At 50.8% G+C, this 13279-nt stretch carries 9 protein-coding genes and 1 pseudogene; 5 read left to right on the top strand and 5 right to left on the bottom strand.

Annotated features, from left to right (window positions below; translation table 11 throughout):
- The first annotated feature begins 200 nt into the window (after positions 1-200).
- A complete protein-coding gene (gene polA, locus GE278_21115; GenBank protein QLK63099.1) occupies positions 201-3005 on the top strand; it encodes a DNA polymerase I in 2805 nt (934 codons plus the stop codon).
- Positions 3006-3086: 81 nt separating this feature from the next.
- Here polA and GE278_21110 read toward each other — a convergent pair.
- A pseudogene (locus GE278_21110) lies at positions 3087-3289 on the bottom strand (hypothetical protein).
- A gap of 99 nt (positions 3290-3388) precedes the next feature.
- On the bottom strand, positions 3389-4033 hold the full coding sequence (locus GE278_21105; protein ID QLK63098.1) for a YihA family ribosome biogenesis GTP-binding protein: 645 nt from the start codon (positions 4031-4033) through the stop codon (positions 3389-3391).
- A gap of 585 nt (positions 4034-4618) precedes the next feature.
- Here GE278_21105 and yihI point away from each other — a divergent pair.
- The 3 genes from yihI to hemN are packed head-to-tail and all read left to right on the top strand — an operon-like array spanning position 4619 to position 6731.
- Positions 4619-5170: a Der GTPase-activating protein YihI gene (gene yihI / locus GE278_21100; GenBank protein ID QLK63097.1), complete on the top strand. Its 552-nt coding sequence runs from the start codon at positions 4619-4621 to the stop codon at positions 5168-5170.
- Positions 5171-5173: 3 nt separating this feature from the next.
- Positions 5174-5350 (top strand): high mobility group protein Z, encoded by a 177-nt coding sequence (locus tag GE278_21095; protein ID QLK63096.1) that lies wholly within the window; start codon positions 5174-5176, stop codon positions 5348-5350.
- Positions 5351-5357: 7 nt separating this feature from the next.
- The gene (hemN, locus tag GE278_21090; protein ID QLK63095.1) at positions 5358-6731 is read left to right on the top strand and encodes an oxygen-independent coproporphyrinogen III oxidase; all 1374 of its coding nucleotides are present in this window, start codon (positions 5358-5360) and stop codon (positions 6729-6731) included.
- 71 nt (positions 6732-6802) lie between these two features.
- Here hemN and GE278_21085 read toward each other — a convergent pair whose 3' ends face one another.
- From GE278_21085 to GE278_21075, 3 genes are all read right to left on the bottom strand, one after another.
- Entirely contained in the window at positions 6803-8215 is a 1413-nt protein-coding gene (locus GE278_21085; protein QLK63094.1) for a nitrogen regulation protein NR(I), read from the bottom strand.
- A 7-nt stretch (positions 8216-8222) separates the two neighbouring features.
- Positions 8223-9272 carry a nitrogen regulation protein NR(II) gene (locus GE278_21080; GenBank protein ID QLK63093.1) on the bottom strand — a complete coding sequence of 350 codons (1050 nt, stop codon included), beginning with the start codon at positions 9270-9272 and terminating at the stop codon, positions 8223-8225.
- A 266-nt stretch (positions 9273-9538) separates the two neighbouring features.
- Positions 9539-10948, bottom strand: coding sequence for a glutamate--ammonia ligase (locus GE278_21075; GenBank protein QLK63092.1), 1410 nt, complete (start codon positions 10946-10948; stop codon positions 9539-9541).
- 438 nt (positions 10949-11386) lie between these two features.
- On the opposite strand from GE278_21075, the gene typA reads away from it, so the two are divergent.
- Positions 11387-13210 carry a ribosome-dependent GTPase TypA gene (gene typA, locus GE278_21070; GenBank protein QLK63091.1) on the top strand — a complete coding sequence of 608 codons (1824 nt, stop codon included), beginning with the start codon at positions 11387-11389 and terminating at the stop codon, positions 13208-13210.
- The last annotated feature ends 69 nt before the right edge of the window (positions 13211-13279 follow it).

The following is a 13279-nucleotide window of genomic DNA, read 5'->3' as shown; positions in this document are numbered from 1 at the left end:
GATAGCAGTACTTAAAATTAGAGATGATTTTTCCAATACCCTCAGCTAATCATTTCTAATAAAAACTATTCACAAACTTATCCACAGGATGATCCTTCGAGATCCCCCACAAGTTTGCAATGAATTTCCTTCGCAAGGTTCGTCTTTCCCACCGGCTATGGCATCCTTAGGGCATGTCTGATCACGAATAAAGAAGAGTTATGGCCCAGATAGCAGAAAACCCATTGATCCTGGTAGACGGTTCGTCCTACCTCTACCGCGCTTACCATGCGTTTCCCCCGTTGACGAACTCCTTGGGTGAACCGACGGGCGCGATGTATGGCGTGCTGAATATGTTGCGCAGTTTGTTGTTGCAATACACACCGAGCCATGTTGCTGTCGTGTTTGACGCGAAAGGCAAAACCTTCCGTGATGAACTGTTTGATCAGTACAAATCTCACCGCCCACCAATGCCTGATGATTTGCGTTCACAAATTGAACCTCTGCATCAGATGGTTAAAGCGATGGGATTACCGTTGCTGGTGGTGTCTGGTGTAGAAGCGGATGACGTGATTGGCACACTGGCACTCGAAGCGGAAAAGGCTGGTCATGCCGTACTGATCAGCACCGGCGACAAAGACATGGCGCAGCTGGTCACGCCGGGTGTAACGCTGATTAACACCATGAATAACGCCATCCTCGGGCCGGATGAAGTCGTTGAAAAATATGGCGTGCCTCCGGAACTGATTATCGATTTTCTGGCTCTGATGGGTGATTCCTCGGACAACATTCCAGGTGTACCGGGCGTTGGCGAGAAAACTGCACAGGCTTTATTGCAGGGGATCGGTGGGCTTGATGCGCTGTATGCCGATCTTGATAAGATTTCTACATTAAGCTTCCGTGGTTCTAAAACTATGGCAGCGAAACTGGCTGATAATAAAGACGTTGCTTACCTCTCTTACCAGCTGGCGACGATCAAAACTGACGTCAAACTGGATGTAACTTGCGACGAGCTGACAGTCTCCGAGCCGGACGCCGATAAACTTCATCAGCTGTTTGGCCGTTATGAGTTCAAGCGTTGGCTGGCCGATGTCGAATCCGGTGCCTGGCTGAGCGGTAAAAAATCGGCTGCAAAAGCGACATCTTCTGCTAAGAAAGGCGCACCCGCTGAAAATATACCTGCGGCTGAACCTGTCGAGCGTAATCAACTTACTCAGGACGGCTACGTTACGATTCTTGATCAGGACACGCTTGATCAGTGGATCGGCTACCTGAAAGCCTCAGAAGTTTTCGCATTCGATACTGAAACCGATGGTCTGGATACGCTGACGGCTAATCTGATTGGGTTATCCTTTGCGACCGAAGCGGGTAAAGCGGCTTATCTTCCCGTCGCGCATGATTATCTGGATGCGCCGTCGCAGCTGGATCGCACTGACGTACTGAAACAGCTCAAGCCTTTACTGGAAGATGAGAAGCAGTTGAAAGTCGGACAGAACCTGAAATTCGATCGCGGCATTTTGCTGCGTTATGACATCGAAATGAAAGGAATTGCGTTTGATACCATGCTCGAGTCTTACGTGCTCGACAGTGTCTCAGGTCGCCATGATATGGACAGCCTGGCGGATCGCTATCTGGGCCATAAAACGGTTGGTTTTGAAGAGATCGCTGGCAAAGGTAAAAACCAGCTGACCTTCAACCAGATTGCGCTTGAACAGGCTGCACCGTATGCGGCGGAAGATGCCGATGTCACGCTACAACTGCATCAGACTCTCTGGCCGCGTATTCAGGAAAGCGAATCGCTGAAGAAAGTATTCACCGATATCGAAATGCCTCTGGTACCGGTTCTGTCTCACATTGAGCGTACTGGTGTCCTGATAGACCAGCATATTTTAGCTGCCCATTCCAAAGAACTGGCCATCCGCCTGAATGAACTGGAAAATAAAGCGCACGAGCTGGCGGAAGAACCTTTTAACCTGTCGTCGACTAAGCAATTGCAGGCCATTTTGTATGAAAAGCAAAAGCTGCCAATATTGAAGAAAACGCCGGGTGGCGCACCTTCGACGAACGAAGAAGTGCTGGCTGAACTGGCTCTGGATTATCCACTGCCGAAAGTCATTCTGGAATATCGCGGACTGGCGAAGTTGAAATCGACTTACACCGACAAACTGCCATTAATGATCAACCCGCAATCTGGCCGTGTGCACACGTCTTATCATCAGGCTGTCACAGCGACCGGACGTCTGTCCTCCAGCGATCCGAACTTGCAAAACATTCCGGTACGTAATGATGAAGGCCGGCGTATTCGTCAGGCTTTTATTGCACCGAAAGATTACTGCATTCTGGCTGCTGACTACTCACAAATCGAATTGCGTATCATGGCGCACTTATCAAAAGATGAGGGCCTGCTAAAAGCTTTTGCGGAAGGTAAAGACATCCACCGGGCCACCGCAGCTGAAGTCTTTGGCACACCGCTGGAGAACGTCACCGGCGAGCAGCGCCGTAGTGCGAAGGCCATCAACTTCGGGCTGATTTACGGTATGAGTGCATTTGGTCTTTCGCGCCAGCTGAATATTCCGCGTAAAGAATCCCAGCGTTATATGGATCTCTATTTTGAACGTTATCCGGGCGTACTCGAATACATGGAGCGCACACGGACTCAGGCTTCGGAACAAGGCTACGTTGAAACGCTGGATGGCCGACGTCTGTATCTGCCGGATATTAAATCCAGCAATGCCATGCGTCGCAAGGGTGCTGAGCGCGCCGCAATCAATGCCCCGATGCAGGGAACGGCTGCTGACATCATCAAGCGTGCAATGATAAGCGTCGCGAACTGGCTGAAACAACCTGATGCGCCGCGTGCCAGGATTATTATGCAGGTACACGATGAACTTGTTTTTGAAGTTCACAATGACGACGTTGAGGCTGCAAGTGAGAAAATCCGCAATCTGATGGAAGCGAGTATGGAACTGGCCGTTCCGCTGAAAGTGGATGTCGGTACCGGCGAAAATTGGGATCAAGCTCACTAAGTGGATAGTTATTAAGCTTTTTTTGTAATTAAGCTACATAATTATAGGTTCAGATCATGAAGGTGATCGCATAATCCTCAATTATTGTGTAAGTAAACTACAAAAAGTTCTTTTTCCCCGTGATGAAATAGGGTAAAGTTTCTCTCGTAGGGTACAGAGGTAAGATGTTCTATCTTTCAGACCTTTTACTTCACGTAATCGGATTTGGCTGAATATTTTAGCCGCCCCAGGCATTTATGTCTGGGGCGTTTTTTATTGTGTTTTTCAGAGGAACACTGGCTAATTTTGACGTTGAACTCAGCCAGCAAGTGGAAAAGTGCAAAAAAAAACGGACGACCCAATGGCCGCCCGTGATGTTCTTAACTTACATTTTTTGCAGCGGTCTATTCACCTGAAATTTCGTCTTCCAACACTTCTGGTGGAATTTCATTGAACCAGGTGTTCAGTTTGTCATTGAGTTTATCCACACCCATCTTCTTCGGTGAAGAGAACGCTTCAACCTGGATGTCACCCATAAATTCTTTCACGGCTTCACGGACCATTTTGACCTGTGCCTGACGTGCGCCCGAGGCCAGCTTGTCGGCTTTGGTCAGCAGCAACATCACGGGTGTACCGACATCAACAGCCCACTGAATCATCTGCTGATCGAGATCTTTAAGTGGGTGACGGATGTCCATCAGCACCACCAGCCCTTTCAGCGAATTACGCATCTGCAGGTATTCGCCCAGCGAACGCTGCCATTTACGTTTCATCTCTTCCGGAACTTGCGCATAGCCATAACCTGGCAGATCGACCAGGCGGATACCCGGCTCTACTTCAAAGAGGTTGATTAATTGCGTACGGCCAGGTGTTTTACTGATACGCGCCAGGCTTTTCTGCTGGGTCAGCGTGTTTAGCGCACTGGATTTGCCGGCGTTTGAACGACCAGCAAATGCGACTTCAATGCCTGCGTCACTCGGCAGATGCCGGATATCCGGGGCGCTCAGGACGAAATGGGTCATATGATAGTTGTAAGTTTGGCTGGTCAAAACGTGCGTCTCCGTGAGGCTTGTGTATCTGGCTGACTGGCGATTATAACTGCAACTGCGCCCGGATACGTTCAGTGTTTTTACAATCCGAATGATGATGCGAAGGGACCACAGAGATGAAGGCGGGGGAAAATGGCCTTCATGATGTAAGACATTTGCTATTCATAATGCGGGTTATTTCGCTTATTGTGTCGCCGTATTTTCTAATTCACTTTAGATTCAATGCGATAAGAATAAAGCACAGTCTGTAAGCGTAAGACGGCAGCGCAGTATCTTGAGCCTTTGCGGCGATAGGGTAAAGTATTTCTTACGCAATGAAGGCAAGAATGGATACACGGACGATAAGAGCCTTCAAGGAATACAGGAAATGCAGGGCGCTTTAAGGATGAACGGGGCTGGAGGCCCTGAAAGGCAAAGGAAAAACCGGGAAGTTGACGCTATACAGGGAAAGTGTTTGATGGATATCCTTCGCATGAAGGAAAGAAAAAGGCAGCAAGGTCCACTTGCTGCCTTTTTTCTTTGGTCGCTTTCTGCTAGATTCCGCCGCAAATCTATACTAAATGTACACACCTAAGAGCAGAAGCCATGAAACAGCCAGCGAAAGCCCCGCGCGCCAATACCGCGACAGCTAAACCGAAGAGAAAAAAGAATCGCGTCGAGCTCGATATTGAAGCGCGCGAACGCAAGCGTGACAACCGCCGCCGCGGCCGTAAGGCGGGTTCCCGTGCGAACCCTGATGCAAACCAAAACCAGAGCGGCGCAGCAGCGAAAAAAACCGATCCGCGCATTGGCAGTAAAAAAGCCGTGCCATTGATCGTTGAAACCGTCATGAACAATGCACCTAAAGCGAAGAAAGCCGCGCAGCCAGTGCAAGATCCGAAACCAAAAATGACGCCGGAAGAAGAACTGACGTTGCTGGAAAATGATCAACGCCTGGATGGTTTGCTGGATCTTATCGATGACGGCAAAGCACTGAGCGCTGAAGATCAGGCGTATGTTGATCAGACTTTGGACCGTATCGACGTTCTGATGGAATTGCTGGGTATCGAACTTGGTGATGACGAAGATGATGAAGAAGAAAAGAACGAAGACATGATGCAGCTGCTCAAGCGCGGGAACCCGACAGACGGTTTCTAAGCCATGAGCTGGGTCATTCCGGCAATAGCCTTACTCTTTGCGTGTTATCTGCTTTGGTTATTCGGTAAACTATGGCGGTTATCGAAAACCAAAGCACGTTTGCGCAGAGCGACCTTTGCACGGCAGGCCAAAAGCCTGCCGGTAAGGCGAACCGGCAGCATCCGACGCCGGAAGGAGTGAGTTACCCATGTCAGAACAGACCACCGTCTGGGATTTAGCGCTGATCCAGAAGTACAACTACTCTGGCCCGCGATATACGTCCTACCCAACAGCACTTGAATTCAGCGAAAGCTACGATAATACAGCCTTTGAAAAAGCCGCTGCCCGTTTTCCCGATCGTTCACTCTCGCTGTATGTGCACATTCCTTTCTGCCATAAGCTCTGCTACTTCTGCGGTTGCAACAAGCTAGTCACCCGCCAGCAGCATAAAGCCGAAGAATACCTGAACGTACTTGAAAAAGAGATCCGCCACCGTGCGCCGCTCTTTAAGGACCGTCACGTCAGTCAACTCCATTGGGGTGGTGGTACTCCCACTTATCTGACTAAAGCCCAGATAAGCCGTCTGATGGCCCTTCTGCGGGAACATTTCACGCTCATGCCGGATGCGGAAATGTCGCTGGAGCTTGATCCGCGTGAAATCGAGCTGGATGTACTGGATCACCTGCGCAGTGAAGGGTTCAATCGTCTGAGCATGGGCGTGCAGGATTTCAATAAAGAAGTGCAGCTTCTGGTTAACCGTGAGCAGGACGAAGACTTCATTTTTGCTCTGATCAAACGCGCGCGCGCGCTGGGTTTTAACTCGACCAATATCGACCTCATTTACGGCCTGCCAAAACAAACCGCCGAAAGTTTTGCCTATACACTGCAACGCGTCGCCGCGCTGAGCCCCGATCGCCTTAGCGTATTCAACTATGCCCACATGCCAAAACTTTTCGCAGCCCAACGCAAAATCAAAGATGCCGATTTGCCTGGTGCGGAAGAGAAGCTGAAAATCCTGCAGGAAACCATCAGTTCACTGACAGAATCCGGCTACTGCTTTATCGGGATGGATCACTTTGCCCGCCCGGATGACGAACTGGCGATTGCGCAGCGCGAAGGCAAGTTACACCGCAATTTTCAGGGTTACACTACGCAGGGCGACAGCGATTTACTGGGTATGGGCGTTTCCGCCATTAGCATGCTGGGCGATACCTATGCGCAGAACGAGAAAGACCTGAAAACCTATTATGCACGTGTAGAAGAGCAGGGGGATGCGTTGTGGCGGGGGCTGGAAATGACTGATGATGACTGCCTGCGCCGTGATGTGATCAAAGCGTTGATCTGCCATTTCGAGCTGGATTTTGCAGGTATCGAGAAACGTTACAGCATTCAGTTCAATAAGTACTTTGCCGAAGACTTAGCCTTGCTGGCGCCGCTGGCGGCGGATGGGCTGATAGAAGTGGACGAGAAACATATTCAGGTCACGCCGCGCGGACGCTTACTGATCCGCAATATTTGTATGTGTTTTGATATCTATCTGCGCCGCCAGGTGCGCCAGCAGCAATTCTCCCGAGTTATCTGATCTTCAAACTCACCGTTCTCTGCAAATAAAAACAGCCGCTTTTGCGGCTGTTTTGCTTTAGGGCGCAAAAGTTATTCCATGCCCAGCTCTTTCAGTTTACGCGTCAGAGTATTGCGTCCCCAGCCCAGTAAACGGGCCGCTTCCTGCTTGTGCCCTTGCGTATGGCGTAGTGCAGTAGTCAGCAAAGTGCGTTCCATTTCAGGCTGTGCTTCTGACAACAGGTTTTGATGACCGGAACGTAAGGCGCGGTCCGCCCACTGAGCCAGCAGCGTTGCCCAGCTGTCTGGCAAACTCTGTCCGCCCGCTTCGGGCGCCGAGGTTTCAAACAGCTCGCTCGGCAAGTCCTGAATCAGCACTTCCTGACCGGCCGCCATTACGGTTAACCAGCGACAGGTATTCTCCAGCTGGCGCACGTTACCTTGCCATGGCAGACGCGTCAGCGCAGTTTCTGTTTCCGGATGCAGATTCTTCGCTTCTACGCCCAGCTCCTTCGCGGCAACTTGCAGGAAATAGCGTGCCAGACGCGGAATATCTTCACGACGTTCACGCAGCGGTGGCAAATGCACGCGGATCACATTCAGACGGTGGAACAAATCTTCACGGAATTTGCCTTCCTGAACCCGGAGTTCCAGATTCTGGTGTGTCGCTGCGATGATTCGCACATCGACTTTCACCGGTGCATAACCACCGACGCGGTAGAACTGACCGTCTGCCAGCACGCGCAGCAGGCGGGTTTGTACGTCGAGCGGCATATCGCCAATTTCATCGAGGAACAGCGTGCCGTTATCGGCCTGCTCAAAACGCCCCTGGCGAACAGTATTCGCGCCGGTAAATGCGCCTTTCTCGTGGCCGAACAGTTCTGACTCGATCAGGTCTTTCGGGATTGCGGCCATATTCAACGCGATAAAAGGGGCTTTAGCACGTGGGCTGTGGCGGTGAAGAGCATGGGCGACCAGTTCTTTACCTGTACCGGATTCGCCGTTGATCAGAACGCTTATCGACGAGCGGGACAAGCGGCCGATGATGCGGAAAACATCTTGCATGGCTGGCGCTTCGCCAATTATGTCAGCCGTCGGACCGCTGGCGGGCTGCGTACGGGCAGGTTGTTGTTGTTCCTGATAATGGCTGATGGCGCGTTCAACCAGCGCTACAGCTTCATCAATGTCGAACGGTTTTGGCAGATAATCAAACGCACCTTGCTGATAAGCGCTGACAGCGGCATCGAGATCGGAATGCGCTGTCATTATGATGACCGGAAGCATCGGGTGGCGCTGTTTAATCTGTTTCAGCAGCGCTAAACCGTCCATGCCAGGCATGCGGATATCTGATAACAAAACGTCAGGGGTTTGAGTCGCAATGGCTTCCAGCACTTCATTACCGCTGTCAAACGTCGTGCAGTGTAAACCTGCTCCAGTGAGCGCACGTTCAAGTACCCAGCGGATGGAGCTATCGTCATCGACGATCCAGACTATCCCTCGTTGCATAAGAACCTCACTGGCGAATAGGCAGGAAAACCGAGAATTCGGTGTGTCCTGGCCAACTGTTAAATTCAACTTTACCCGAATGCTGATCAATCAAACTGCGCGCGATGGACAGACCCAAACCGGTGCCTCCTTCGCGACCACTGACCATGGGGTAAAAAAGGGTGTCCTGCAAATGGGCCGGTACGCCGGGGCCGTCATCTTCAATATCGATACGGGCCGCCAGACGATAACGCACACCATGTAACGTGATCTGGAAAGCAGTGCGCGTACGCAATGTAATTGTCCCGCCTTCTTCCCCGAGTGCCTGCAGGGCATTGCGGGTGATGTTCAACAAAATCTGTTCAATCTGATCGGGGTCGTGTGCCAGTTCTGGCAGGCTTGGGTCGTAATCCCTGACCAGCTGAACATTGTCCGGCTTCTCCATCGACACCAGCTGGCAAACACGTTCTGCAACCTGATGAATACTTTGCGTCACGTGCTGGCTTGGCCGCTGTGGCCCCAGCAATCGGTCAACCAGATTACGCAGGCGGTCGGCCTGCTCAATAATGACTTTGGTGTATTCCAGTAGCGCCGGATCAGGGAGCGCTCTTGATAACAACTGAGCCGCGCCACGCAATCCACCGAGCGGATTTTTAATCTCATGCGCCAGACCGCGGATTAAATCACGCGCGGCAACTTGTTGAGCATGCTGCAATTGTTCCTGGCTCAGCCTGCGCTGATTATCCATTGGGGCCAGTTCCACCAATATGAAACCTTCCGGCAGCATCTGCGCGGTCAGTGACAGCACATGCGCGCGGCCATCCACCACCAGTGTCACTTCGCTGTCTGTAAAGCCCTGTCCGGCCATCAGACTTTCACGCATCAACTCGATATTCAGCGAAAAATATCCCACCAGCTCTGGCAAAGGTGTGCCAAAAAGTTTGCGGGAACTTTGCGCCAGCAGCTGCTGAGCCGCCGGGTTGGCGTAATGCACCGCCAAATCGTCGTCCAACAACAGAACGCTGTTGATTAAGGAATTGAGGATCTGCCCAGCATCGGGCAGTTTGCCAGTTGCCATACCGCAGTCTCCCGCACCTGAGGGTGCATTTTATCTCGTTACCCGGCGAATTCACGGGTCAGAGGGGTTAAGCAGGAAAGAGTGTGGAGAAAAAAGCCCATCCGGAGATGGGCTGAAAGTTTCCACGGCAACAAATTAAATCGTCTTACTTAATTTTGACGCTGAAGGTTTCTCACTACCTGACCTTCAGTCGGGTATTACGTTCAGCGCCAGCCAGAAGACGGACGCTGAGTTCAGCTCTAACCCAAAGGGTAGAGGCTGATTTATTAAACGCTGTAGTACAGTTCGAACTCAACCGGGTGCGGAGTCATACGAACGCGATCCATCTCTTCTTTACGCAAAGCAATGTAAGCATCGATTGCATCATCAGTGAACACGCCGCCACGGGTCAGGAACTCGCGGTCTTCGCTCAGGCAGTTCATTGCTTCTTCCAGTGAACCTGCAACTTTTGGAATTTCTGCTTCTTCTTCCGGTGGCAGGTCATACAGGTTTTTATCCATCGCATCACCAGGATGGATTTTGTTGATGATACCGTCGACGCCAGCCATCATCAGTGCAGCGAACGCCAGATATGGGTTAGCCGCTGGATCAGGGAAACGTGCTTCGATACGCATCGCTTTAGGGCTTGATACGTGAGGAATACGGATGGATGCAGAACGGTTACGCGCAGAATACGCCAGCATGACTGGTGCTTCGTAGCCCGGGACCAAACGCTTATAGGAGTTTGTGGTCGGGTTAGCGTAGGCGTTGATCGCTTTAGCATGCTTAATGATACCGCCGATGTAGAACAGTGCCATTTCAGACAGGCCACCGTATTTGTCGCCAGAGAACAGGTTGTTACCGTTCTTGAACAAAGACATATGGCAGTGCATACCGGAACCGTTATCGCCAAACATTGGTTTTGGCATAAAGGTCGCGGTTTTACCAAATGCGTGAGCCACGTTGTGAACCACGTATTTGTAGATTTGGATTTCGTCAGCTTTCTTGGTCATGGTGTTGAAGCGGGTTGCCACTTCGTTCTGACCAGCGGTTGCTACTTCGTGGTGGTGAGCTTCAACAACCAGGCCCATTTCTTCCATGGTCAGACACATGGTAGAACGCAGGTCCTGAGAGGAGTCGACCGGAGGAACCGGGAAGTAGCCGCCTTTTACTGCAGGACGGTGGCCTTTGTTGCCGCCTTCGTATTTGGTCGCAGAGTTCCATGCGCCTTCGATATCATCGATAGCCACGTGAGAACCGGAGATGCTGCTGCCGAAACGTACATCATCAAACAGGAAGAATTCTGGCTCTGGCCCGAACAGAACGGTGTCCGCGATGCCGGAAGCACGCAGGAAATCTTCAGCACGCTTGGACGTTGAACGTGGGTCACGGTCATAACCTTGCAGCGTTGTTGGCTCAAGGATATCGCAACGAATGATCAGTGTGGTTTCTTCAAAGAATGGGTCCAGAACAGCAGTGCTGGCATCTGGCATCAGAACCATGTCAGATTCGTTAATGCCTTTCCAGCCACCGATTGAAGAGCCATCGAACATTTTGCCTTCTTCGAAGAAGTCGGCGCTAACCTGGTGTGCAGGAATGGTGACGTGCTGTTCTTTGCCTTTGGTATCAGTGAAACGTAAATCTACGAATTTCACTTCATGCTCATTCAGCATCGTCAAAACGTGTTCAGCGGACATACTAGTTCTCCCGAATTTCTCATTATCGTCGTGGAACGAATAACCATTTTTGGTCTTTAGTTGGAAATAACAGCCTTACTGGAACTGGCGTGTGGCCTAAACAGCACTATTATTGTCTGATAAGACTCTTTTCACCCTGCAAAAGGTATAGCGAAAACTGTGCCAACTTTGAGAAAATGCAAACAACGCCATTTTACAGGGCTTTTGCTCTCAATAAGTATGCACCATAACGGAGTTTATGCACTACAATGGTGCTAATCGTGAGATGCAAAGCACCAAAGTGGTGCGTCATATTGGTTCAGTGTTCTTTTTGCACCGTGAAAGGGATCACAAAGTAACCATCCTTAAGTTGTTTCAACAAGATCCTTGTGATCTTGTTTAGAACCTCGCTTAATACGTGTACAATAGCGCGCTATTTCTAATGCCTGAGGCAAAGCTGTGATCGAAAATTTGCGTAACATCGCCATTATTGCCCACGTTGACCATGGTAAAACCACCCTGGTCGACAAACTGCTGCAACAATCCGGTACTTTCGGAGAACGTGTTGAAGCTACCGAGCGCGTAATGGACTCCAACGATTTGGAGAAAGAGCGTGGGATTACCATCCTCGCAAAAAACACCGCCATTAATTGGAAAGACTACCGCATCAACATCGTGGATACCCCAGGACACGCCGACTTCGGCGGTGAGGTTGAACGTGTGATGTCAATGGTCGACTCGGTGCTGCTGGTTGTGGATGCAATGGATGGCCCAATGCCGCAAACCCGCTTCGTGACTAAAAAAGCCTTCGCTAATGGTCTGAAGCCGATCGTGGTAATCAACAAGGTTGACCGCCCTGGCGCGCGTCCTGACTGGGTTGTTGATCAGGTCTTCGACCTGTTCGTAAACCTGGATGCAACCGACGAACAACTCGATTTCCCAATCATCTATGCATCTGCATTGTTGGGTATTGCGGGTACCGACCATAACGATATGGCCGAAGACATGACTCCGCTGTACCAGGCGATCGTTGACCACGTATCTCCGCCACAAGTTGAGATGGAAGCACCTTTCCAGATGCAAATCTCTCAGCTGGACTACAACAACTACGTTGGCGTTATCGGCATCGGCCGTATCAAGCGTGGTACGGTTAAGCCTAACCAACAGATCACTGTGATCGACAGCGAAGGCAAAACCCGTAACGGTAAAGTCGGTAAAGTTCTGACCCATATGGGCCTTGAGCGTATCGAAGCGACCGTTGCTGAAGCGGGCGATATCATCGCGATCACAGGCCTTGGCGAGCTGAACATTTCCGACACTATTTGTGACCCGGCAAATGTTGAAGCACTGCCAGCGCTGAGCGTTGATGAACCAACCGTAACCATGTACTTCTGCGTTAACACCTCTCCGTTCTGTGGTAAAGAAGGCAAGTATGTGACTTCCCGTCAGATCCTTGATCGTCTGAACAAAGAGCTGGTGCACAACGTGGCACTGCGTGTTGACGAAACTGAAGATGCTGATGCATTCCGCGTTTCAGGCCGTGGTGAACTTCACCTGTCGGTTCTGATCGAAAACATGCGTCGCGAAGGCTTCGAGCTGGCGGTTTCCCGTCCTAAAGTAATCAACCGTAAAATCGATGGCCGCATGCAAGAGCCATTCGAAAACGTGACACTGGATATCGAAGAGCAACATCAGGGTTCTGTTATGCAGGCCATGGGTGAGCGTAAAGGCGATGTCAAAGACATGATCCCAGACGGCAAAGGTCGTATCCGTCTTGATTACCTGATCCCGGCACGTGGTCTGATCGGCTTCCGTACTGAATTCATGACCATGACTTCAGGTACCGGTCTGCTGTACTCCACATTCAGCCACTACGATGATGTTCGTCAGGGCGAAATCGGTCAGCGTCAGAACGGCGTGCTGATTTCTAACGGTCAGGGTAAAGCAGTTGCGTTCGCACTGTACAGCCTGCAGGACCGCGGCAAATTGTTCCTGGGCCATGGCGCAGAAGTGTATGAAGGCCAGATCATCGGTATTCACTCACGTTCTAACGACCTGACAGTGAACTGTCTGACCGGTAAGAAACTGACCAACATGCGTGCGTCCGGTACTGACGAAGCAACGACTCTGGTTCCTGCTATCAAAATGTCTCTGGAGCAAGCTCTGGAATTCATCGATGATGACGAACTGGTCGAAGTGACTCCTCTGTCTGTACGTATTCGTAAACGTCACCTGACCGAGAATGATCGTAAACGTGCGATGCGTGGTCCTAAAGAAGCGTAATCTTCTTTCGCGTAAGCCGTTACACAGAAACAGGGTGCCTTTGGTATCCTGTTTTTTTTATGTTTTTTT

Source organism: Enterobacteriaceae bacterium Kacie_13 (genome assembly GCA_013457415.1).
Lineage (GTDB): Bacteria > Pseudomonadota > Gammaproteobacteria > Enterobacterales > Enterobacteriaceae > Rahnella.
The sequence above is the reverse complement of the archived record's forward strand: the minus strand, read 5'-3'. Positions and strand labels throughout refer to the sequence as shown.